23 protein-coding genes are annotated in these 21,458 nt (G+C 57.7%); 14 read left to right on the top strand and 9 right to left on the bottom strand.

All coding sequences use genetic code 11. The annotated features are described in order from the left end of the window. Positions 1-648: 648 nt before the first annotated feature. Positions 649-1,182 carry an SsrA-binding protein SmpB gene (smpB, locus tag B3F77_RS09160; protein ID WP_293604660.1) on the bottom strand — a complete coding sequence of 178 codons (534 nt, stop codon included), beginning with the start codon at positions 1,180-1,182 and terminating at the stop codon, positions 649-651. Positions 1,183-1,238: 56 nt separating this feature from the next. On the opposite strand from smpB, the gene B3F77_RS09165 reads away from it, so the two are divergent. Beyond that, the gene (locus B3F77_RS09165; RefSeq protein ID WP_293604661.1) at positions 1,239-1,685 is read left to right on the top strand and encodes a type II toxin-antitoxin system RatA family toxin; all 447 of its coding nucleotides are present in this window, start codon (positions 1,239-1,241) and stop codon (positions 1,683-1,685) included. A gap of 21 nt (positions 1,686-1,706) precedes the next feature. Further along, positions 1,707-2,036 (top strand): RnfH family protein, encoded by a 330-nt coding sequence (locus B3F77_RS09170; RefSeq protein ID WP_293604662.1) that lies wholly within the window; start codon positions 1,707-1,709, stop codon positions 2,034-2,036. A 73-nt stretch (positions 2,037-2,109) separates the two neighbouring features. Here the strand turns inward: B3F77_RS09170 and B3F77_RS09175 are convergent, their stop codons facing one another. Beyond that, complete coding sequence (locus tag B3F77_RS09175) at positions 2,110-2,640, bottom strand: DUF4124 domain-containing protein (RefSeq protein WP_293604663.1); 531 nt, start codon at positions 2,638-2,640, stop codon at positions 2,110-2,112. Positions 2,641-2,768: 128 nt separating this feature from the next. Between B3F77_RS09175 and guaB the strand changes: the two genes are divergently transcribed. The 6 genes from guaB to B3F77_RS09205 all read left to right on the top strand — a co-directional run bounded on the left by guaB (position 2,769) and on the right by B3F77_RS09205 (position 9,577). Further along, the gene (gene guaB / locus B3F77_RS09180; protein ID WP_293604664.1) at positions 2,769-4,238 is read left to right on the top strand and encodes an IMP dehydrogenase; all 1,470 of its coding nucleotides are present in this window, start codon (positions 2,769-2,771) and stop codon (positions 4,236-4,238) included. Between the two features lie 100 nt (positions 4,239-4,338). After that, entirely contained in the window at positions 4,339-5,958 is a 1,620-nt protein-coding gene (guaA, locus tag B3F77_RS09185; RefSeq protein ID WP_293604665.1) for a glutamine-hydrolyzing GMP synthase, read from the top strand. Positions 5,959-6,088: 130 nt separating this feature from the next. Continuing rightward, a complete protein-coding gene (locus B3F77_RS09190) occupies positions 6,089-6,745 on the top strand; it encodes an FMN-binding negative transcriptional regulator (RefSeq protein WP_293604666.1) in 657 nt (218 codons plus the stop codon). A gap of 1 nt (position 6,746) precedes the next feature. Then, positions 6,747-7,004, top strand: a complete 258-nt coding sequence (locus tag B3F77_RS09195; RefSeq protein WP_293604667.1) for a hypothetical protein — start codon at positions 6,747-6,749, stop codon at positions 7,002-7,004. A gap of 65 nt (positions 7,005-7,069) precedes the next feature. Further along, positions 7,070-8,488, top strand: coding sequence for a tRNA adenosine(34) deaminase TadA (tadA, locus tag B3F77_RS09200; RefSeq protein WP_293604668.1), 1,419 nt, complete (start codon positions 7,070-7,072; stop codon positions 8,486-8,488). Positions 8,489-8,626: 138 nt separating this feature from the next. Beyond that, complete coding sequence (locus tag B3F77_RS09205) at positions 8,627-9,577, top strand: LD-carboxypeptidase (protein ID WP_293604669.1); 951 nt, start codon at positions 8,627-8,629, stop codon at positions 9,575-9,577. A gap of 83 nt (positions 9,578-9,660) precedes the next feature. Here B3F77_RS09205 and B3F77_RS09210 read toward each other — a convergent pair whose 3' ends face one another. From B3F77_RS09210 to B3F77_RS09235, 6 genes are all read right to left on the bottom strand, one after another. Beyond that, complete coding sequence (locus B3F77_RS09210) at positions 9,661-10,002, bottom strand: hypothetical protein (protein ID WP_293604670.1); 342 nt, start codon at positions 10,000-10,002, stop codon at positions 9,661-9,663. Between the two features lie 893 nt (positions 10,003-10,895). Continuing rightward, positions 10,896-11,102: a hypothetical protein gene (locus B3F77_RS09215; RefSeq protein ID WP_293604671.1), complete on the bottom strand. Its 207-nt coding sequence runs from the start codon at positions 11,100-11,102 to the stop codon at positions 10,896-10,898. 8 nt (positions 11,103-11,110) lie between these two features. After that, complete coding sequence (locus B3F77_RS09220) at positions 11,111-11,290, bottom strand: hypothetical protein (protein ID WP_293604672.1); 180 nt, start codon at positions 11,288-11,290, stop codon at positions 11,111-11,113. Positions 11,291-11,408: 118 nt separating this feature from the next. Further along, positions 11,409-12,320, bottom strand: a complete 912-nt coding sequence (locus B3F77_RS09225) for a VC1465 family Xer recombination activation factor (RefSeq protein WP_293604673.1) — start codon at positions 12,318-12,320, stop codon at positions 11,409-11,411. Further along, a complete protein-coding gene (locus B3F77_RS09230; RefSeq protein ID WP_293604674.1) occupies positions 12,301-12,702 on the bottom strand; it encodes a hypothetical protein in 402 nt (133 codons plus the stop codon). The genes B3F77_RS09225 and B3F77_RS09230 overlap by 20 nt, the downstream gene beginning before the upstream one ends. Further along, positions 12,699-13,265: a VC1465 family Xer recombination activation factor gene (locus B3F77_RS09235; RefSeq protein ID WP_293604675.1), complete on the bottom strand. Its 567-nt coding sequence runs from the start codon at positions 13,263-13,265 to the stop codon at positions 12,699-12,701. Before B3F77_RS09235 ends, B3F77_RS09230 begins: the two co-directional genes overlap by 4 nt. Before the next feature lie 795 nt (positions 13,266-14,060). Here B3F77_RS09235 and B3F77_RS09240 point away from each other — a divergent pair. The 5 genes from B3F77_RS09240 (at position 14,061) to B3F77_RS20975 (ending at position 19,130) form a co-directional block, all read left to right on the top strand. After that, positions 14,061-14,360, top strand: coding sequence for a DUF3892 domain-containing protein (locus B3F77_RS09240; protein ID WP_293604676.1), 300 nt, complete (start codon positions 14,061-14,063; stop codon positions 14,358-14,360). A gap of 29 nt (positions 14,361-14,389) precedes the next feature. Beyond that, entirely contained in the window at positions 14,390-15,493 is a 1,104-nt protein-coding gene (locus tag B3F77_RS09245; protein WP_293604677.1) for a CBASS cGAMP-activated phospholipase, read from the top strand. Between the two features lie 12 nt (positions 15,494-15,505). Beyond that, complete coding sequence (locus B3F77_RS09250; protein WP_293604678.1) at positions 15,506-16,765, top strand: CBASS cGAMP synthase; 1,260 nt, start codon at positions 15,506-15,508, stop codon at positions 16,763-16,765. Between the two features lie 407 nt (positions 16,766-17,172). Then, complete coding sequence (locus tag B3F77_RS09255) at positions 17,173-18,663, top strand: HesA/MoeB/ThiF family protein (protein WP_293604679.1); 1,491 nt, start codon at positions 17,173-17,175, stop codon at positions 18,661-18,663. Further along, a complete protein-coding gene (locus B3F77_RS20975) occupies positions 18,651-19,130 on the top strand; it encodes a Mov34/MPN/PAD-1 family protein (protein ID WP_414702988.1) in 480 nt (159 codons plus the stop codon). The genes B3F77_RS09255 and B3F77_RS20975 overlap by 13 nt, the downstream gene beginning before the upstream one ends. Here B3F77_RS20975 and B3F77_RS09260 read toward each other — a convergent pair. Continuing rightward, complete coding sequence (locus B3F77_RS09260) at positions 19,127-20,059, bottom strand: DNA-binding protein (RefSeq protein WP_293604680.1); 933 nt, start codon at positions 20,057-20,059, stop codon at positions 19,127-19,129. The genes B3F77_RS20975 and B3F77_RS09260 overlap by 4 nt on opposite strands. Before the next feature lie 166 nt (positions 20,060-20,225). Here B3F77_RS09260 and B3F77_RS09265 point away from each other — a divergent pair, with 166 nt between their 5' ends. Beyond that, positions 20,226-21,287 carry a tyrosine-type recombinase/integrase gene (locus B3F77_RS09265; RefSeq protein WP_293604681.1) on the top strand — a complete coding sequence of 354 codons (1,062 nt, stop codon included), beginning with the start codon at positions 20,226-20,228 and terminating at the stop codon, positions 21,285-21,287. Positions 21,288-21,458 lie beyond the last annotated feature (171 nt).

Consider the following 21,458-nt stretch of genomic DNA (forward strand, 5'->3'; position numbering starts at 1 on the left):
GCGGTCGGCAGTTGCCATTTGCCATTTGCCGCCCAATGCGATGGGAAAGTCTTACCGCGCCTCACACACACAAATTCAGACTCTCCCTGGCCGTGCCGCAGCGGTTCTCAAACGTGATTTATAGAAGTGCCCTAGTGTTTGCCGCCGGGCATACAGCGAACGCAGCGAAGCGATCGTGGGAGCACGCACATCAAGCGCTTCACCAACATATTGCAGCGATGCTCTGGGTAAGGTCGTAAACCGGTCCAACGCACGGCACGAGGCCCGCAAAAAAAGCAGTAGTACCGCGCGGCACTGGCCCGACGGTCCGATCGAAATCGCGCATGCAGTGCAGTAACGTCCGTTGAAGAAAGATGGAAGTACTGCTGGACATCGAAGTCGGACAAACGGCTCGGAAGGCTGTCAACAGCTACAAACCGAAGTTCATCACTGGACATGGGAAACCATCGAATCGGGATGATTTTCAGACTTTACATGAACTGCCGACAGCCCGGGGAGCCGCATGGAATCTAGGTTTTCAACGTAATCGTGTCAATCTGCACCGAAAGTACGATTAGCCCGAATAGCGGTTGCTTGAGCCACTGGGCACCGCTGCACAGGCGCTCGATAGCGCAGCCTTGCGCTCTTGCAGGGTCAGCGCCCGGCGCTTTAACGGTTGCGGCTTTTCATGGCGCGTTCAACCTCGCGCTTGCCTTCGCGGTCTTTGATGGTGTCGCGCTTGTCATGCTCGCCCTTGCCCTTGGCCAGACCGATCTCGCACTTCACCCGGCCCGCCTTCCAGTGCATGTTCAGCGGCACCAGCGTGAAGCCCTTTTGCTCGACCTTGCCCATGAGCCGGCGGATCTCGTCCTTGTGCATGAGCAGCTTCTTTGTGCGCACGGAATCAGGGCGGACATGGGTTGAGGCGGTACCCAGGGGATTGATCTGGCAACCGATGATGAAGAGCTCGCCGCCGCGGATCACCACGTAGCCATCGGTGAGTTGCACCTTACCTTCGCGCACGGATTTCACTTCCCAGCCTTCGAGCACCATACCTGCCTCAAAGCGTTCTTCAATGTGGTAATTGAAGACAGCTTTTTTGTTGTCGGCAATGCGTACAGCAGCTAGTGCGGCCTTGGTGGCGGCTTTTCCGGATGATGCCGCAGCAGGTTTTTTGGAGGAGGATGCTTCTTTGGTGGCCATAGTTAAAAGGTAGGGGCGGCATCGGCTAATACAATTAGCGCCCAACCGCTGATTGTATGAAAACCGTTAACAAGTCCGTTCTAATTTGGTACAGCGCAGCTGAAATGTTTGCATTGGTCACCGACGTTGCCAGCTACCCCCAGTTTTTACCCTGGTGCAACCGGGCTTCGGTACTTGAGGAAAATGCGCACGGCATGACTGCCAAGGTCGGCATTTCCATCGCTGGCCTCAGGCAAAGCTTCACGACCCGCAACGTGCATGAAAAAGACCGCAAGGTCAGCCTGCAGCTGGTAAAGGGCCCTTTTTCGAAGCTGGACGGCCAATGGGACTTTCATCCACTGGGCGACGGAACCCAGCGTGCCTGCAAAGTTGAGCTCACTTTGCGTTATGACTTCGACAATGCCGCGCTGGCCGCGCTGGTAGGCCCTGTGTTTGACAAGATTGCAGGCAGTCTGGTGGATGCCTTCGTCAAACGGGCTTCCCAAGTCTATGGCGAGGCCTGAAGGTATGAGGGAAGGACAGGCTTGAAAATATCCCTTGTTTACTCACCGGCACCCCGGCAGGTTCGCGAATGGGCACTTGAGCTTGCCGAAGGCACCACCGTAGCGCAGGCGCTTGCGGTGTGCCGCGTTTTCGAAGCATTTCCGGAGTTGCAGGCGGCCCGCATGGCCATTGGCATCTGGGGCCGGAAAACCAGTCTGGGGCACAGGCTGCACGACAGGGACCGGGTGGAAATCTACCGTGGCTTGCGGGTAGACCCCAAAGTGGCGCGTCGCGAGCGGTTTAACGGTCAAGGCGTAAAAAGGGCCGGGCTGTTCGCCAAGACCCGGGCTGGGGCCAAAGCAGGCTATTGATGCCGTCTAGAACTATCCGTATCGCAGAAGTACCGACGACATTTCCTGCCACGGCCATTTTTTCGCCGACTTGTTATTTGCAGTCGCTGTCTGCAATGCCCTGAAGGCGTTTCGTCTCTGCTGCGCGAGCGTTGTCATCCATGACCTCGCGTTCACCTTTGGCGTTGGTCACAGAAATCCGGAGACCTGATTGAAAATTGACCAGCCCTCCTTTGGCGTGTTCACAATTGTCGGCCCTGGCCTTTGCTACGTTTTCTTCTTCGGCCTTCTTTTTAGCGGCTTCTACTTCTTCAGCCTGTTTTTTCCTGGCTTCAAGTTGTGCGTCCTTGCCCGACAGCTTTGGGGCGTTGCCCTTGCCAGCCGCGGCAGAAGCTGCTGCGGTAGGGGACGCAGCCGTGCTTGCGCTGGCGGGCACCGCTGCCACTTGATGACTGCCGGGGCGTTTCAGGATGTTTTTTTCCTGAATTTCGGCAGGTGGCGAGCGGTCGCTGAAGACGTTGCGACCGTCCTTGTCAATCCATTGCCACTGGGCCAATGCGGTCAGCGCAAATGACCCGCCGAGGGCGGCCAAAATAAGGGTTTTTAAAGCACGTTTGGCGTTCATTTGTCGAGTGTAGCGCTGTGCGGTGCAGTTTTTGTGTGTATCTTCAGCCTGAGCAGAAAATTGTGCGCCAGAGCTAACGCTGGCGGGCTCAAGGGCAAGGGTACAATCGCGTTTTTGGAGCTTTCCCTATGCGCCTACTCGGCAAAGCGCTCACCTTCGATGACGTATTGTTGGTGCCAGCATTCTCCCAAGTCCTTCCCAAGGACGCCTTGCTTTCCACCCAGTTCTCCCGCAATATCCGCTTGAACCTGCCGCTCGTTTCGGCGGCCATGGACACAGTGACCGAAGCCCGGCTGGCCATTGCCATCGCCCAGGAGGGCGGCATTGGCATCGTGCATAAAAATCTGACACCCCAGCAGCAGGCGGCCGAGGTGGCCAGAGTCAAACGCTATGAAAGCGGCGTGCTGCGCGACCCGGTCGTGATCACCCCGACACACACGGTGCGGCAGGTCATGGCTCTGAGCGAACAGCTTGGCATTTCCGGTTTCCCGGTGATTGACGGCGGCAAGGTTGTCGGCATCGTGTCCGGGCGCGACATGCGCTTTGAGACCCGCATGGATCTGCCGGTCAGCAACATCATGACGCCACGTGAGCGCCTGATCACCATGCCCGAAACCGCGTCTCTGGCGGATGCCAAGGCGCTGCTGAACAAGCACCGGCTGGAGCGGGTGTTGCTGATTAATAGCGATTTCGAGCTCAAGGGCCTGATCACCGTCAAGGACATCCTCAAACAGACCAGCTTTCCCAACGCTGCGCGCGACGCGCGTGGCCAGTTGCGCGTGGGCGCGGCCGTCGGCGTGGGCGTCGGTACCGAAGAACGTGTCGAAGCCCTGGTCAATGCCGGTGTCGATGCCATCGTGGTGGACACCGCGCACGGGCACAGCAAAGGTGTGATCGACCGCGTACGCTGGGTCAAGCAGAATTACCCCCAAATCGATGTGATTGGCGGCAATATCGCTACCAGCGCGGCGGCGCTGGCACTGGTCGAAGCCGGTGCAGACGGCGTCAAAGTGGGTATTGGCCCTGGCAGCATTTGCACCACCCGCATCGTCGCAGGTGTCGGTGTGCCGCAGATCATGGCAATCGACAGCGTAGCAACAGCATTGCGCGGCAGCGGCGTCCCTCTAATTGCCGATGGCGGCGTCCGCTACAGCGGCGACATCGCCAAGGCCATCGCCGCCGGTGCCAGCTCCGTGATGATGGGCGGCATGTTTGCAGGCACCGAAGAAGCACCGGGCGAGGTCATTCTGTACCAGGGCCGGAGCTACAAGAGCTACCGCGGCATGGGTAGCATCGGTGCCATGCAGCAAGGCAGCGCCGATCGCTACTTCCAGGAATCGAGCACTGGCAACGCCAATGCTGACAAATTGGTCCCTGAAGGCATCGAAGGCCGTGTGCCCTACAAAGGCTCAATGATTACCCTCATTTTCCAGATGGCCGGCGGTTTACGGGCCAGCATGGGCTACTGCGGGTGCGCCACCATTGAAGACATGCACAACAAAGCCGAGTTTGTCGAGATCACGACCGCCGGCATCCGTGAGAGCCATGTTCATGACGTGCAGATCACCACCGAAGCGCCGAACTACCGGGCTGATTGAATGACCCACACGCTTGTCACTTCGTGTAATGCGCTGCCCCCCGAGGGGGCTGGCCTTGCTTGGGGCGGCCCGGCGCAGCGGCCCTGAGCCAACTAACTCCATGTCCCATCAGAAAATTCTCATCCTTGATTTCGGCTCCCAGGTCACCCAGCTGATTGCCCGCCGCGTACGCGAAGCCCATGTTTTTTGTGAAGTCCATCCCTGCGATGTGACCGACGACTGGGTTCGTGACTATGCCAAAGACGGCAAGCTCAAAGGCGTAATTCTTTCAGGCAGCCATGCCAGCCTGTGGGAAGACGAAACGCTTCGCGCGCCGCAAGCGGTGTTTGAACTGGGCGTTCCGGTGCTGGGCATCTGCTTTGGCATGTACGCCATTGCCGCGGCCTTGGGCGGCAAGGTCGAAGGCGGGCATAAGCGGGAATTTGGCTATGCCGAAGTGCGTGCCCGCGGCCACACGAAACTGTTCGATGGCATTCAGGATTACGTCACACCGGAAGGCCACGGCATGCTCCATGTCTGGATGAGCCATGGCGACAACGTGACCGAGATGCCGCCCGGCTTCAAGGTCATGGCCTCCACCGATTCCTGTCCGATTGCGGGCATGGCCGACGAAGAACGCAAATACTATGCGGTGCAGTTTCACCCCGAAGTCACGCACACCCTCCAGGGCAAGGCCATTCTGGAGCGTTTCGTGCTCGACATCTGCGGTGCTCGTGCTGACTGGGTTATGGGCGACTACATCAACGAAGCGGTCGAGAAAATTCGCCAGCAAGTCGGCGACGAGGAAGTCATTCTCGGGCTGTCGGGCGGCGTGGATTCATCAGTCGCCGCGGCGCTGATTCACCGCGCCATTGGCGACCAGCTCACCTGCGTCTTTGTCGACCATGGTCTATTGCGCCTGAACGAAGGCGACATGGTAATGGAGATGTTTGTTGGCAAGTTGCACGCCAAAGTCATCCGCGTCGATGCCGCCGACCAGTTTCTCGGCCACCTCACCGGTGTGAGTGACCCAGAGGCCAAGCGCAAGATCATTGGCCGTGAGTTTGTCGAAGTGTTCAAGGCCGAGGCGGCCAAGCTCAAAGCTGCGAACGCTTGCTCCAAAGGCGCCAAGTGGCTGGCGCAAGGCACGATTTACCCCGACGTGATCGAGTCGGGTGGCGCTAAAAGCAAAAAAGCCGTCAGCATAAAAAGCCACCATAACGTCGGTGGCCTGCCCGAGCAACTGGGTCTGAAGCTGCTGGAACCTTTGCGTGAGCTGTTCAAGGATGAAGTCCGTGAACTGGGTGTAGCGCTCGGCCTGCCACATGATATGGTCTACCGCCACCCTTTCCCCGGGCCGGGCCTGGGGGTGAGGATTCTGGGCGAAGTCAAAAAAGAATACGCCGATCTGCTGCGCCGGGCCGATGCCATCTTCATCGAAGAATTGCGCAACTTCAAGGATGCCGAAACAGGCAAGACCTGGTACGACCTGACCAGCCAGGCGTTCACGGTGTTTTTGCCAGTGAAAAGCGTGGGCGTGATGGGCGATGGCCGCACCTATGAGTACGTGGTCGCCCTGCGCGCGGTGCAAACCAGTGATTTCATGACGGCCGACTGGGCTGAACTGCCGTACGCGCTGCTAAAAAAAGTCTCAGGCCGCATCATCAACGAAGTGCGCGGTATCAACCGTGTGACTTATGACGTGAGCAGCAAACCGCCGGCGACGATTGAGTGGGAATAAGCGGGATTCGTCTAGGTGAGGGACTGCGATCTCATGTTCATGGGTGAAGATGGTTCGTTGACTCCGGGGTTTTGAGCAGCGTTGCTTTTTTGCAGCCTGATATTTGTGTTTTTGGCCTATGCTCTAAACCATGTACCTGCCTCTACAATTCAAAGGTGATCGCGCGCAGGCCGCGGCGCTGGTCAAAGACCATCCATTTGCCAGCCTGATCAGCGTGGACGATTCGGGTCTTCCTTTCGTGACGCATCTGCCGCTGCATCTGGAAGAACGTCCGCAGGCAGGCTCAGGACAGGCTCAGCTGGTGCTGCTAGGCCATGTTGCCAAGCCCAATCCCCATTGGCGCTATCTGCGGGCCAGGCCGCAGGCCGTGGTGACTTTTCTTGGGCCCCATGCGTATTTATCGCCCAAGGTCTATCCTGACCTGGCGCGGGTGCCGACCTGGAATTACCTGGCCGTGCATTGCACCGTGCAAGCCACGTTGATTGAAGACCCGCTGGCCAAAGACCGCCTGCTGAAAAAACTGATAGCGGACCACGAGCCTCCTTATGCCGAACAGTGGCGAGGTTTGGGCGAAGAGTTTGCCCACAAAATGCTGGCAGGCATCGTCGCGTTTGAGTTGCAGGTGACTGACTTGCAGTGCAAGGTCAAAATCAACCAGCACAGGCCCGAGGCGCATGCTGCCATGAGGGCGATATATGCTGCTGGCAATGAAAATGAGCAGTCCCTGGCCCACTGGATGGACCGTTTGAGTTTGAATTCTGCTTCGAACAACGGTCAGGAGACCTAAGATGCGCGCTATTTTCGGAGTTCTGAGCCTGTTGATCGTGCTGGTTGTGGTCGGCGTGCTGGCGAAAAAGCAGTTGGGCGCTTTGTCGGCTGCGCCCGTTCATATCCAGATGCCGACTTCGGCTGATTCAGAGGTCACTCTACCAGCCGCTTCCCCGGGCGCCACACCTCAAGCGCAAAGCCAGCAGCTACAACAGCAGATCAAGCAGTCGGTGGAAAGCACGATGCAGCAGGCTCGGCCGATGCCTGATGACAAATAAAGTAGTGAAAAGTGCCTTTGGCCTAAGCGGTACGGGCGTGACCAGCTATCAAAATCGTAGTCTCTATGCGTGATGTCACGTTCATGCAATTTGCCCTTGTGCAGGCCCGTGAAGCCGCTGCCGCAGGGGAAGTCCCGGTGGGCGCGGTGGTGGTGCGGCGGGGTCAGGTCATTGCCACCGGCCGCAACGCGCCGATTGACGGGCACGACCCGACGGCCCACGCCGAGATCGTGGCCCTGCGCGCCGCAGCGCAAGCCCTGGACAACTACCGGCTCGATGAGTGCGAACTGTTTGTCACGCTGGAGCCTTGTGCCATGTGCAGCGGTGCCATGCTGCAGGCCCGGCTAAAGCGCGTGGTGTTTGGCGCGCTTGATCCCAAGACCGGCGCTGCCGGCTCGGTCATCAACCTGTTTGCACAAGAGCAGCTAAACCACCAGACCCAACTGCAGGGCGGGGTGCTGGCCGCGGAAAGCGGTGCGCTGCTGCAAGACTTCTTTCGCCAGCGCCGTGCCGACCAGCGCGAGACGTCCAGGTTGAGCCATCCGCTTCGCGACGATGCGCTACGCACGCTAGACGCCGCTTTCGAGGGCCTGGCAGGCTATCCGTGGCAACCTCGCTACATCAGCGATTTGCCGGCATTGGCGGGTCTGCGCATGCATTACCTGGACGAACTGGAGGAGGGCAGCGGTCAGTGCCTGACGTATCTATGCCTGCATGGCTGCCCGACCTGGAGCTACCTGTACCGCAAAATGATCCCGGCCTTTCTGCAGGCCGGACACCGGGTGGTGGCCCCCGACCTGATCGGTTTTGGCAAAAGCGACAAACCCAAGAAAGACAGCGTTCATACCTTCAGCACCCACCGTCAGATGCTGCTCGAACTGGTTGAAAAGCTGGACTTGCAGAACATCGTTCTGGTCGTCCAGGATTGGGGCGGTTTGCTCGGCCTCACGCTGCCCATGGCCGCGCCGCAGCGCTACAAGGGCCTGCTGGTCATGAACACCCTGCTGGCTTGCGGTGATGCACCACTGCCCCCCGGCTTTTTAGCCTGGCGAGAGATGTGTGCCAAAAATCCGGAATTCGATGTGGCGCGCCTGTTGGCCCGTGGCAACCCGCAGATGAGCGATGAAGAATGTGCGGCCTACAGCGCTCCGTTTCCCGACAAGGGCCACCGCGCTGCATTGCGCGCATTTCCACGCAGGGTTCCTGAATTCAGGGACTCCGATGGTGCAGCGGTGTCGCGGCAGGCGCGCGAGTTCTGGCAAAGGCAATGGACCGGGCAGACCTTGATGGCCGTCGGCACCGCAGACTCGGTGCTCGGTCTGCCCGTCATGCAGGCGTTGCGGGACTGCATCCGTGGGGCCGAAATCGGCCCGCTGATGCTACTGCCCCAGGCAGGCCACTTCGTGCCGGAGCATGGCGCAGCCATCGCAGCCGAAGCGGTGCATTTTTTTTCGATAAAAGGTCATGGCGTGCGCCTTACATGAAGACAACATGTTTAACCTGATGCTGTTTGATGAAGTGTTGCAGACCCGCGAAGACGTTGTGTTGCGCATTGTCGGGCCGCGCTAAATTAAACCAGTCCGGCTCGTCTTTTAAATAGGGGCAATGGGATACTCTGACCCGTGAAAAAACATATTTACATCTACTCACCCTCCAGCGCAGTGCGCGACAAAGCCAGCTTCAAACGTGGGGTGAAGCGCCTCCAAGCCTTGGGCCACGAGGTCGAAATTGACGAAGCCGCGCTGGCGAGTCACCAGCGTTTTGCCGGCGACGACGAAACCCGGCTTGCGGCCGTCCACCGTGCGGCTGCCAGTGGCGCCGATGTGGCCCTTATTTCGCGCGGCGGTTACGGCCTCACGCGCATCCTGCCGGGTATCAACTACAAAGCTGTGGCCAAGGCCATTGCCAAGGGAACCCAGTTTGTTGGCTTGAGCGACTTCACGGCGTTTCAAACGGCCGTGCTGGCCAAAACCGGCGCGGTGACTTGGGCGGGCCCTGCGCTGGGCGAAGACTTCGGCACCCAGGCCGCCCCAGACGACATCATGGAGGCCTGTTTTGGCGACCTGATCACAGGGCAGGGCGAGGGCACCGGTTGGCAGCTACCCAAGAATGCTATTAATTCAATAGCTGACAGTGCAGGTGTATCGGGCGGTACGGGGACATTTAGCATTAGAGATGCAGTGCTGTGGGGCGGCAACCTGGCGATGTTGTCGTCGCTGGTGGGAACGCCCTATCTGCCCGTCATCAAAGGCGGAATTTTGTTTATTGAAGATGTCGGCGAGCACCCTTACCGGGTGGAACGCATGCTCACGCAACTGCTGCATGCGGGAGTGCTGGCACAGCAAAAGGCCATCATTTTCGGGCAGTTCAGTAATTACAAGCTGGTGCCGCACGACAAGGGCTTCAAATTGACTACGGTGGTGGCCTGGCTGCAGAGCCAGATCAAGACGCGCGTGCTGACCGGACTACCGTTTGGCCATGTGGCCACCAAAGTGCTGCTGCCCGTAGGCTGCAAAACTACCCTGGCCGTGGAGGGCAGGGATGCATTCTTACTGTGGGGCCATCAGCATTAGCTGCCTTTGGGGTAGATGCGCAGCCAAAAATCAACCAGTACGAAGCTGATTGATTTATCTGTTTGATTGAGCTGCTTGAGGGATCAGGTGGTGAGCGAGCTCGGCCTTGAACTCAGGCCGCGTGGTAGCAGCCCCTCGAATTTGTCAGTGATGCGGCCGACTTTTTCGCGTGCGATGATTTCTCCGTGCACGGCCGCTAGTACGGCCATGACATCACCTCGTGCATACCACAGGCCCTGGGCATCCTGGGCATAGCGCACATGCCGGGCGACCTTTGGGTAGTGTTTTTCACCAAATTCCCCAAGCTCATCGAGAATGAATTGGCGAATGTCTTCGGTGCGGTCTTCGAGCATGGAAGATGTGATATCACCCGAGCCCAACAAGGCCATGAAACTGCTTTTCAAAGTGGTTTTTAACCAGTGCATGGAATAAAAATTTTCTGCCGGATTTTCTACCGGCGTAGCGGTGGAAGGTCAGCTATGGTGTATTTGTAGATACTCATACATCACGATTTCTTTTAACGTGAAATTCAGGGTTGACCCATATTTCATGATCAGGGGTGCGACATCCTCAACTCATGAAAGTTAGATTAAGACTCACGGGAGTCCGGCGCAACCGGTTTTACGTAAATTGGTTAACTAAAAACAACAAATAAATCAAAGATTTAGTAACTAAATGTCAAGTTGATTCTAGTTTTGAATGCTGTTTAAAATTTTTTATCCAAATTAACCAAGCTTGCTAATAGAAAAGTAACCCCGAACCAGCCTCTTGCCCATTACCCATTGCCTTTCTTTCACTTCACTGCTTGCCGACCGGCGCTGAGACCGACATGACCGCTCCCATGACTGCTTGTCCCGCGCATTACATCAATAGTCCAATGGGTCAAAGCCCCGTCTTCTGAAACACTGCCGGTCAACGACGCCAGCACGGAAACCCTGATGCCGACGGTGCGTCTGGCATGGTTGCTGAAGCCGAAGCTGCCGTGCTGGCGGGCCCACGCTGCGTTTCCCCCGCGTCAGAATTGTGTATGGCTGGCTGCACTCCTTATCGCGCTGGCCTGTGCTGGCGCCTTAGCGCTGCTTGCGCTCAAGCCTTTGCTGACGGGTGAACTTCCGGCGTTCGGCACGGGAAACCCGAGGGGTTGGCGCTGGGGATGCTGACAGGTTCGCCAGCTGCGAGGCGCTGAAAAGTTGTTTTGGATGGCTTTTCAGGGTCCGGTGTTGCCGGTAAACGGACAGCGCCGTCAGGCTCAGGCCCGGCTTGACCGGCTCTGATATCGGCAGCAGCGGCTGGGATGACTCCCCGCAGGTATCCATTTTTAAGTTTCCTTTTCAGTTTCAGTTTCAGTTTCACCGCCATTGATAACTTTGATGATCATCTGAATGACGAACCCCAAAGCCCACGCGCCGACGATAGAAGCGCACAGAGTTAACGCCGTTGCAGAGTCCATGCTCAGCAAAGGCGAATCAAGTTGAATCACAACGGTGCACGGAGACACCGAACATGTGACGTAGGTATCAGCCATTAAGGAAGTTAGGCCGCAGCAGCAGCCGGAGCCGAACGAAGCACACCCGGCAGCGCCCGTTTATCCGCCAGAGTCAGCCCCTGCAAAATCCCGCCCTCCCGCGTTTTCATGGTGTCGCCGAAGTTTTCCCGGCCAGACCATGGCAGGCCGTCAGCGTCCATGAACCGCTGGCCGGCTGGCTGTTTCATGGAGTCACGAGCCAGATAGAAGGCCGCCAGCGCGTGGGGCGGCACACGTCCTCAGGGGTTATCCAGTCCCAGCAGTCTTGAACGCGTATCTCAGGTCTGAAAATTTGCGGTGTATGACTCATGCTGCACCCCCGACCAGATCAGAGCTTGCGGGATGCCCGTTCAAGCCGGGTAATCTCCCGGCGTTGCTGCTTGGAGAGCTTTTGAATGCCTGCTTGGGCAGGTGCAGACGGTGCGGCAGATAAGCCCGGTTCAGCCACGAATCGGCCAGCAGCGGCAGGCTCTGGCCCGGCTTGGCCGGGACTGTCAGGGCTTGGAGCGGCTCTGCTGGCGTCCCGAAGATAGGCATCGAGGGCAACGCAGAGCAGGGCGTTAAGGCTGATTCCAAGACGCTCACAGCGGGCGCGGGCGTCAGCATCGAGGGCAGGGGGAAGTCTGAGATTGTAGGCCATGGTTCCATTATGACCCCATTGTGACCCCTCCTATCTATGTTGTCCGTTGCACTTGTTGATACTGAGACAAGCCCGGGGATCGAAGCCGAGTCCGCTGCGCGGCCTTCGGCCCTGATCCCCCTTGGTGTTGCAGCGCCAAGTTGCGACATTCTGACAAGCTGGAGTTCACGGTACAGCTCGCCGAAACTGTGGGCTTGGCGAACCAGCAGCGACCACCACGAGCCATCCTTGCCGGAGATCGTCCGGCCCTCAGGAGTCACCAGCTGGCCCCGGCTGAAGTGCCAACCGCTCCAAGCTTGGCCCGGCAGCTCCATGTAGCGCAGCAGCCGCAGCAGCTTGTAGGCCGCATATGGCACTTCATGGCGACCGCTCAGCCAGTTTTGTAAGGTGCGCAGCGAGACGTGCAGAAGCTGCGCGGCGTCGGGGTGCGGCAGGCCCAACTCGGCAAGCATGGCCCGGAAGCGCAAGGCATGCTCCATGCGGTCTGCGCGGCATTGGCGGGTCTTTTTACCCTTGGCTTTGATATTCCACGATGTATAGAACTGCAAGTAGTTGATTTCATTGGGAAATTCTTTCATTCGTGCATAAATGGGAGGGGTCCTGCGTTCCTGCGGAGCCGCCTGATGCGGGTTCCGGTCTTTCATGGCGTGTGGATTCGCCTGGTGGAGTTCGGGCAGCGTGCCCCACGTCAGGGGCCAACCCTGCAGGATTGGCTGTGGTGTGCGATCTGCTCAAAGCGGGTTCAGTTTCGCTTCGCTTCCATGGGGGCGTGCCCCCATACCCCGACAGGAGCGTTTCGAGCGCTTCGGAGGCTTCCCGGATCGACTCGACCTGATCCCGGAACACATGGACCCATGGCGGAGCGTTTTCGCCGCCAGCCTCATCAAGGGACTGACCGATGGTGTCCGCCAGGACAAGTCGCCGGTTCAGCAGGTTGACCGCTTCGAAGATGGCGCTCATGCCCGCACCTCCTGTTTTCCACCATGTGAAACTTTAGCCTTCAGGCTCTGGCCTGCCCACTTTTTGGTTTCTCCAATGACAGACGGGTTTTTTGACGCGCCGGTATCCGCTAATTTGCTAAAGTGTTCTATAAATAAATTAGGGCGGGGCGCCTGCGGCGCCCGCCCGACTGCGTCGGACGGGACGGCCTCGACGCTCCCGCTCAGGGGACGCTTACGCATCCCCGACGCGGGCGCGTCAGACCTCCCACCCGCCAGAAGGAGGTTTTCCAGTTTGCGGTTGCGGTCATACAGTTCAGTGAACAGCGCCGCCTTGCGCACCAGCAAACCCCACCAGTTTGAGTCGTGCGGGTCAAAGCCGTAACCCTCAGGCGTCCACAGCTTGCCACTGTGCATGTGCCAGCCCGCCCAAGCATCGCCGGGCAGCTCATACCGCGCCAGAATCCGCAGCAGCCGGTACGAGGCATACGGCACGGCGGTTTTCCCGGCAAACCAGTACCGCACGGTGCGCGGCGTGACGTGAAGAAGTTTCCCGACCGCATCGACATTCAGGCCCGCATCCATGCACAGCAGTTTGAAGCGGGCGTTAAGCTGGGCGCGGGTTTTCGGGGTGTTGCGGTCCTTCTTCACCGCTCCAGTGTATGTTCCACGATGTATATTATGTTAAATAATATGTTGCCTCGAATCAATGCACTTGCGCAGGTATCGGCGTTCACACAACTAAAGTTGTAACTATATTTCAATTAAAGTTGTAACTACTCGCCTCAAGCTCGACATCCGGCGAAGTAAATCAGACTTCGGTTAAAAGACGGTCAGACCCACTGTGTGACGGTTGACCAGTGTCTTAAATAAATGCGGCTGTACCACTATAAAGCCGCGTTTGACGCTGATTTACGGACCTTGGGGATTAACTTCCAGAAGTTTGTCAATTAGGACATCTTGTCCACAAGTAGTAAACAGATGCTGATCTCTAGAGGTAGCGCGCCGCAGCAGGTAAAAAACCAGCGCAGGCCGCATGAACATTCATTTCACACTTTGGATCCCGCACGGAAAATGGTGTGCCCGGAGTTTCGTAGGAACATCTATCCACAGAAAATAAAACACTACCAGTAGTGGGTTGTATTCATCGCGAACACTGTATATAGTGTGTAAGCATTAGTTGTCAAACCCAACTATTGCAAGATCAAAACGACAGAAGCCAAGGCGGGAACCTTGGCTTCTGCGCCCAAACTGCTTACAGCTCGGGAAGGGTCAGATCAAAAAAAGATCAACTGACAATCGAACTTTTTAACACGATTTGAGATTGGTTAGCTGTTTCACAGAGTATTTTTTACTTAGGGCTGCGCCCGGAAAAAACAGATGGCTACCAACATTCAAATTCAATTTATCCATAAGATTCCTCGCCAAGACCGGTATCACGCCATACAAGAAGTAGGCGGTGTCTACAACGGCAAAAACTGGAGAATACCATTACATGCGGCTATCACGCATGCTCAAAGCAATGAATGGAAATTTTTCGCTGCAGCGGGTGGGCAACAGGCCTGGGTAGAAGTTGCAAAAAGTCCGTCTGGAAGCCAATATTTGAAAACTGAGCGTGACACCACGACCGTGGATAACTTGCTCAGCTTGCCGGAATTTCCAGCATATTTTCCGGTATGAGAGTAGTGGTCCCCAAACAAGAGCAACTTTTGAGTCGAACCAAACCACGGGTATTCCAGATTCTCTCCCTTAGTGGCGGCGGATATCGCGGCTTGCATGTGGCACAGATACTGGAAATCATCGAAAGCCAGATCAACGGCCAGGTTGCGGATCACTTCGATTTGATCGCAGGTACGTCGATCGGCGGAATTATCGCCTTAGGTCTGGCGGCCCGCATACCAGCGGCCGACATTCGTAAAACGCTGGAAGAATTGGGCCCCATGCTTTTCCCCAAGGCGCCGCCTACGTTCATCGCGGTACGCCGGCTGCTCGCATGCAAGGGCATGTGGCGAAAGGCGCTCCACGGCTTCAAACATCGCGCGGCACTTGCCGAGGAAGGCGGCTATGCCGAATCAGCTTGGTATACGCCGGAGCCGCTGGCCAGGACGCTTGCGTCGGAACAATATTTTGGCGACCGCACAATGCGCGATCTGAAGCATCCAGTGATCATCCCGGCCGTCAATTACAGCTCAGGTGGGCCAAAATTCTTCAAGACGGACCACAGCCCTCAACTGACGTTTGACCGTGACCTGATGATCCGTGATGTGGCTTTAGGCACATCTGCTGCGCCGATTTACTTCCCTGTCCACAAGATCGACGATCAGCGCATCGTTGACGGCGGGCTGATTGCGAACGATCCCACACAGGTGGCGGTACATGAAGCAATGATGTTCTTTGGTGTCCGCCCTGCTCTCTATGGCGACGCCACTCCGGGATGCGACGATTTGAAGGTGTTATCCATCGGCACTTTGTCTCCCAGGCACTTCGCCGATGCAAGCCGCCCTCTTAACCAAGGTCTTATCGGGTGGGGGACGGGGGCCTTTGACTTGGCCATGTCTGCGCAGGAGGCCATGGCAGCCTACATGATCGACAAGCACATGCTTCCTGGGAAGGTCATCCGGCTGCCCTCCATTGATGCACGCCCAGAGAGTGCGCCGGGCTTGGCGGATGTCACCCCTATATCGTCCGAAATCCTTCGGTCTTCAGCACGAAATCTCGCGCAGAACGCGTTCGGCGAAGCGCCGTTTCGTGCACTCTTCAGTCACCGCGCGCGTACCCTCGACGAGGTCCGCGCCAATATCACTTCTTTCTAAAAAGGCTTGATCATGGAAACCGCAATTAACTACCACGCACTTTTTCAGAACGCCACGGATAAGGCGTTTATAAGCCGTCTGGAATTGGACGCCGCCACTGCCCGTATGCTCAAAGAAGCCGTGACCAAGGTTGAGAGCACGCTGCGGCCCCTGCTCAAGAAGCTTGCCGAGAGTAATGGCTTGAAATGGCCGCTGTCAGAGCCACAATTCCGACCCCAGGGCTCCAGCGTATATAAGACCCAAAATGCCCCAGCACACGTACCCGATCAGCAGGTCGATGTCGATCATGGCGTCTATATCGCGGCGGCATTTTTTGAGGCGACTTCACTTATGGGTAACCTGCTTGGTGCTCCAAAGAAAAGTCTACCCGCCGCAACACTTGCCAAAGCCTATTTTGAACTAGTGGATAAGGCGCTAAGAAGCCTTTGCAACAAAGAAGGTTGGCGCTACGCAGAGGGCGAAACCAAAAAAGATACCTGCTGCCGGATTGACCTAAGCCCTAAAGGAGTGCACGCGCACATTGATGTTCCGTTGTATGCGGCCCCGAACGAGCAGTTCGAAAAGGTTGCTTTGAAGTTTCTGACAATGGATAGCGCTGTTTTTGCCGAGGCGAAGCGCGACATCTCTCCCGAAATTGACCGGGACGGTTGGGACGAATTGGAAGTCGTGGTGATGGCGACTCGCGAGGGCGAATGGAAGGAAAGTGATGTCCAGGTGACGATAAAGCACTTCAAGGATGCGATGGCTGCTTCGGGCCACCCGTTTGTGCTGCGCAAGCTTTGGCGCTACGTTAAGGCTTGGCGTGATCATGTCTGGAAAAAAGGCGGCGGACCCTCCTCCATTTTGCTGATGGAAGCAGTTCACCGCGTACTGGATGTCTCCCGTTCCGACGTGCGCGAACTGCTGGCCTCGAGCAGGGAAGACCACATACTGCAGTTCGTGTTTAACCACCTCCCCTTGCATTTGTCAGGCCCTGTCATGGTGAGGTGGGGTCGGGAAGCAGAAGACCTCAATGCAGGAACGCAAGAAGCGCGAATCCAATGGTGTGAGTACGCCAGGCATTGCGCTTCGAATCTCAGCCGTGCGGGCCAGGACGAGCGTATGACAGCCGATCAAGTCATCAGCTTGGTGCGTGAACGATTTGGTTCGCGTATCCCCAACGACTCCACCTTGGTTAAATCAAGTCGCCCCACTGCCGTGCCCTTCTTGGCAGCAATACCGAAGAGCCAACCGGATCCCCAAGCGCGGATTCATCGCACGACTGGCGCATGAAGGCCGAGGGCATGTTTAAGATGCAGGGCCGAGCCTGAGAGGCGACCATGAGCACAGTGGTTATGGAACAACTTGAGCGGGATCTAACGTCGCCAGGCTTTGTCCGTACCCAACGGCCAGCCTTCCTTGGAGCACTGAGTTCCGACGAGGTTCAGGGCGTACGTCAGGACTTGTGGTTCTTCGGGAACATCAAGGCAGCAAGAAGCGCGGTTCCGGCATATCTTTACGTTTCAGACCTCAGCTTTGTCATCCCTCCGGCTGTCCTTATCCCTGAACGCCCAGCCTGGCTCGCTGGGTGGAGGCCTCACCTCCGGGAATGGGGCTCTACAGGCGTAGAGGAGCTATGCTTTAGCGATCATGAGAAATTTCAGCTGCTCGCACACGCGCCGGGGCCTGCACTCCTCCGAGTGATTGAAGATGCCCGACAAACGCTAGACCGAATTGCCGAACCTGCCAGCGTAGTAGAAGACAGTAAGCGGGAGCTGCACAGGCTGTGGCAACCTGCCCACGCTGCGGCTGAGGCTGAGGTTTACCTGGATGCCCCCTTCAGTGAGCATCCGGTTCATTGCAAGTCGCTTTTGTACACCAGTCCGGCAGGTGGCCCACAGCTTTTCGTGGGTCAGGATCCTTCAGCCTTGGCCAGAAAGCTTGGTGTGCAAAGCCAATTGATTGCCAGCCATGACGCGATGGTCTACCCGAGCCAGATCCACGAGAACCTATATTTGACCTCCATGGGCCCGCCCGGCAATCTGCTTGCCTTTGCCAACTGGCTCAAACAAGTATCTCCTGCGGCCTACGCCCTCTGGCATGCGCAGATGCAATCGTCCGCCCACTACCAATCAGGGGTGGCCTATCATTTTTTTGCCAGCGGCAGGCAGTTCCTCGGCTACTTCGTGGCGTTACCCAAAACTGCGCGCCGTGTACACAGCGCCAAGGAAATACGGGCCTTCCTCGGCACCAATGTTTACCAGGATCCCCTGCCCATCAAGCGCCTAAGTGCCCAGCGCATGGACGAAGACTACTTGGTGAGGCGTAACTTGGAGGCCGAGGTCCCTGACCTGCGCGGACTGCAAGTATTGCTGGTTGGGGCTGGCGCCATCGGTGGCTTCATCGCGCAAAACTTACTCCAACTCGGTGCTGGAGGAAGCCGTGCGCCGAAACGTGTGGTAGTCGAAACAGCGAAAATTCTCAAACAAGCGGGTAAAAAATCCGCCACGCGTAGCTTGGCACTGCTTGCTGAAAATAAGGGAATGCTGCACATTTGCGATCGTGACTTGTTGTCCGGAGGGAACGTGGGACGTCATGTACTCGGAACGCAAGATGTGGGGAAGCCGAAAGCGGATGCACTTTGCGCCCACCTAAAAAGGCTCAGGCCTGGTGTCTCCGTCCGTCCAATAGCTACGGGATTTCACACGCTTGAAGGCGAGCTGGAGCGCTATGACGTGATCATTGATGCGACCGGCTATGAAACATTCGGCCGGCACGTCTCAAAAACGGTGCGGGCAGCCGGCTGGCTCAGACCCCCACATTTTCTGCTGCACGTCTGGCTAGAAGGACGCGGCGGCGTAGTCCGCGGCCTGGCTCAGGATGATGCATCCTGCGCCTGCTATGACTGTATGTGGAGCTACACAGCAGGTACAGAACCGCGTCCACGTCATCCCGCCTACAGCGACGCGAAGTGGAATGCTCATGGAGACGATGGCTATGCCACCATGACGCCCTTTTCCGTGTCAGCGCCCATGGCGGCTGCGGCTCTAGCGACCGACGCTTTGATGTCTTGGCGAGCAGGCAACGCGGCACCGCGCTTTCGGTCCCGGAGTTCGGAAGGCAAAGGCATTCATCCCTCGGTAGCCAAAGACCTGTCACGAGCCAAGAGCTGCCCCGGATGCAGCGGCTAATCCTTGAAGTCGCCGACTTGCGCGTTGTCATTGACGGCCCGGCGCTCCTTACTTTCTCCGCACACCGGCAGGCTGGATCGTTAACGCGTGAAGCCTGCGGCATCGTAATGGGACGGGAGTGGGACGGCACCTTGGAGATTACTGAGGCGACGCCGCCGCAGAAGAGCGACCGTCGCCAGCGCACCGGCTATGTTCGAATGCCCGCGGGTCATTTGGCGCTTGCCAGGCAGCGATGGAAGGCCTCTGGAGGCCTGATTGGTTATCTCGGTGAATGGCATAGTCATCCTGAGGACGAGGCATATCCCTCTGGGCGAGACTTGCAATCGTCCCGCGATCTGGCACGGCGCAATGGGTGCAGGATTTTGTCTTTCATTATTGGTTTGCGCACCAGTTACGCGTACTGCAGGAATGGAGGGGTTGATCGGCGGCGCACGATTTGTGCTATTACCAGCAGCCGATCAACCTAATCTTTCAGAGAAATAGGCCGTTTCTTGCGCGATTGTGTGGATTGGTTTTTTCGCCCAGTTTCACCAACGAATCGGTTGAGTTGAGCCAATGCCGTACCAGTAGCGGCGCGTTCCTTGTCCAAAAGTTCGCGGAGCTCCGACGCACGCTCATTCGCCGAGACTAAAGCCTGCCGCGTAGATCTCAGCTCTGCCTCTGTGGAACTCAATCTGTCTTCAAGGGTTTTAGTCCTTGTTTCAAGGTCGATTCGGGTGACTTGATAGCGACGTTCCGTCTCTTCCACTGCGGCCTTGGCACGCTTGGCCGCCTGCCTTTCTCGATCTATTTCTTCCATCAATCGCCGCTCGCTGGCCGCAGCCCGCTCCTCCAGCCGGCGTCTCTCCTCGGCGTGGCGTTTGGCATCCTCGTCGCTTCGGCGCCGGTCTGCATCACGCTGTTTCTCTAAAGCAGTCAACCTAGAGCGGAGATCCGCGATTTCGCTGTCGCGCCGGACCAGCAGCGCATGAGAGTCGTCCAGGCGGGTGGCCAGGTCTGCGATTTGACTGCGGGCGACCTGCAGCGATTCATCAGCAGCGGCTCGCCGTTCCGTTAAAACTTGCTCTCGGCGTGCCAAATCGGCTTCCTGCATTTCGAGGGAGGTACGATCTTCGGCCAATGCATGCTGCGCCTGTTCCAGGGCCTGCACAGCTTGTTGCCGCGCCGATAGCAGGGCGGCCTCCCACAGCTTGGCCGTTGCCTGTCGCACTGGCGCCGGCAGATCCCCCGCCTCTTCCTTGGCACCGCTAACACCCAGGCGTGGACCCAAGGTGGCAAACCAGGCTTCCAGCATCGGACTCACGGTATTGGGTGAACCTCGGCCGATCTTTTGGCGAACGCGCTCGATGGTCGGCCGCAGGCCTTCTGCGATCAGCGCATCGGCTGCGGCCCACACATCCTCCTGCTGCACACCCCTCGTACTTTTCGATTGCATCGCCCTGCCCCATCGGTTATATTTACCAACGATAAGAGATTGTTATCGTGACTTATTATTAATCTACGTAATACATCATACATGCTATGTATGAAATTAATCAAATACTGACCTTGGCTTGATGAACATGCGCCTGCCCGTCCTGCAAAAAGTCCCTGCCCTGCAGCCCACCGAGCTCAGCGATGTCACGCAACGTGCCGTCGAGGAGCTGCTGCGCGAGGGCGAGTCGCACAACACCCTGGCCAGCTACCGTAGTGCTTTACGCTACTGGGCGGCCTGGTATGGAATTCGGTATGGCCGCCAGATCCAGCTACCGGTACCGACCGCTTGCGTGCTGCAGTTCATCGTCGACCATGCCGAGCGCACCACCGACAAAGGACTCGTGTCGGAGCTTCCGGCCGAGATTGACCAAGCCCTGGTCCAGGCTGGCTACAAAGGCAAGCCCGGCGCCTTGGCGCACAACACGCTGGTGCACCGGATCGCGGTGTTGTCCAAGGCGCACCAGATGCGCGAGTTTAAGAATCCCTGCCACGATCCCAAGGTACGCGAGCTACTGTCACGCACACGCAAGGCCTATGCCAAGCGCGGCGCCCTGCCCCAGAAAAAGGATGCCTTGACGAAAGATCCGCTGCAGGCGCTGCTGGCCACCTGCGACGATTCCCTGCGCGGCAAGCGCGACCGCGCCCTGCTGCTGTTTGCCTGGGCCAGCGGCGGGCGCCGGCGCTCAGAAGTAACGAACGCGGAACTCCAGTTCCTGAAGCGCGTCGGGCCGACCGATTTCATCTATACCCTGGCCTTCTCCAAGACCAATCAGTCCGGGGCGGAGCAGCCGGACAGTGGCAAGCCGGTGCTCGGTGCCGCGGGACTGGCACTGCATGATTGGCTGCAGGTCAGTGAAATCACTGAGGGAGCGATTTTCAGGCGCATCCGCAAGGGCGGGCATCTGGGAGAAGCGCTCTCCCCGGCGGCGGTGCGCACCATCGTCAAGGAGCGTTGTACCCTGGCGGGGGTTGAAGGCGATTTCTCGGCCCACTCCCTGCGCTCGGGCTTTGTGACCGAGGCCGGACGGCAGAACGTGTCACTGGCTGAGACCATGGGCATGACGGGGCACCACAGCGTGGCGACGGTGTTGGGCTATTTCCGCTCCGAGAGCACCTTAACCAGTCGTGCCGCACGGCTTTATGAATAAAACGGTTCCCCCATAAAAAAATTGTTGATGGGCTGGTCTCGACCAAGTCCCGACATTGGGGCCAGTTGCCCCATTGCAGTCATTGAGCCAACCGAATTTCCGATACCGGTCGTTCAGTCTGCCAAAGTGGAATATGACCTTTGTCGGCTGTTGTGTAGTGGTTGCTGCCGG

The sequence above is a fragment of the Polaromonas sp. UBA4122 genome, from assembly GCA_002381615.1.
Taxonomy (GTDB): domain Bacteria; phylum Pseudomonadota; class Gammaproteobacteria; order Burkholderiales; family Burkholderiaceae_C; genus Polaromonas.

Bases quoted from the DNA above. Each gene is read 5' to 3' on its own strand.
- smpB (WP_293604660.1), bottom strand. From the start codon at position 1,182: ATGGCCACCAAAGAAGCATCCTCCTCCAAAAAACCTGCTGCGGCATCA.
- B3F77_RS09165 (WP_293604661.1), top strand. From the start codon at position 1,239: ATGAAAACCGTTAACAAGTCCGTTCTAATTTGGTACAGCGCAGCTGAA.
- B3F77_RS09175 (WP_293604663.1), bottom strand. From the start codon at position 2,640: ATGAACGCCAAACGTGCTTTAAAAACCCTTATTTTGGCCGCCCTCGGC.
- guaB (WP_293604664.1), top strand. From the start codon at position 2,769: ATGCGCCTACTCGGCAAAGCGCTCACCTTCGATGACGTATTGTTGGTG.
- guaA (WP_293604665.1), top strand. From the start codon at position 4,339: ATGTCCCATCAGAAAATTCTCATCCTTGATTTCGGCTCCCAGGTCACC.
- B3F77_RS09190 (WP_293604666.1), top strand. From the start codon at position 6,089: ATGTACCTGCCTCTACAATTCAAAGGTGATCGCGCGCAGGCCGCGGCG.
- B3F77_RS09195 (WP_293604667.1), top strand. From the start codon at position 6,747: ATGCGCGCTATTTTCGGAGTTCTGAGCCTGTTGATCGTGCTGGTTGTG.
- tadA (WP_293604668.1), top strand. From the start codon at position 7,070: ATGCGTGATGTCACGTTCATGCAATTTGCCCTTGTGCAGGCCCGTGAA.
- B3F77_RS09210 (WP_293604670.1), bottom strand. From the start codon at position 10,002: ATGCACTGGTTAAAAACCACTTTGAAAAGCAGTTTCATGGCCTTGTTG.
- B3F77_RS09215 (WP_293604671.1), bottom strand. From the start codon at position 11,102: ATGGCTGATACCTACGTCACATGTTCGGTGTCTCCGTGCACCGTTGTG.
- B3F77_RS09220 (WP_293604672.1), bottom strand. From the start codon at position 11,290: ATGAAACAGCCAGCCGGCCAGCGGTTCATGGACGCTGACGGCCTGCCA.
- B3F77_RS09225 (WP_293604673.1), bottom strand. From the start codon at position 12,320: ATGAAAGAATTTCCCAATGAAATCAACTACTTGCAGTTCTATACATCG.
- B3F77_RS09230 (WP_293604674.1), bottom strand. From the start codon at position 12,702: ATGAGCGCCATCTTCGAAGCGGTCAACCTGCTGAACCGGCGACTTGTC.
- B3F77_RS09235 (WP_293604675.1), bottom strand. From the start codon at position 13,265: ATGGATGCGGGCCTGAATGTCGATGCGGTCGGGAAACTTCTTCACGTC.
- B3F77_RS09240 (WP_293604676.1), top strand. From the start codon at position 14,061: ATGGCTACCAACATTCAAATTCAATTTATCCATAAGATTCCTCGCCAA.
- B3F77_RS09250 (WP_293604678.1), top strand. From the start codon at position 15,506: ATGGAAACCGCAATTAACTACCACGCACTTTTTCAGAACGCCACGGAT.
- B3F77_RS20975 (WP_414702988.1), top strand. From the start codon at position 18,651: ATGCAGCGGCTAATCCTTGAAGTCGCCGACTTGCGCGTTGTCATTGAC.
- B3F77_RS09265 (WP_293604681.1), top strand. From the start codon at position 20,226: ATGCGCCTGCCCGTCCTGCAAAAAGTCCCTGCCCTGCAGCCCACCGAG.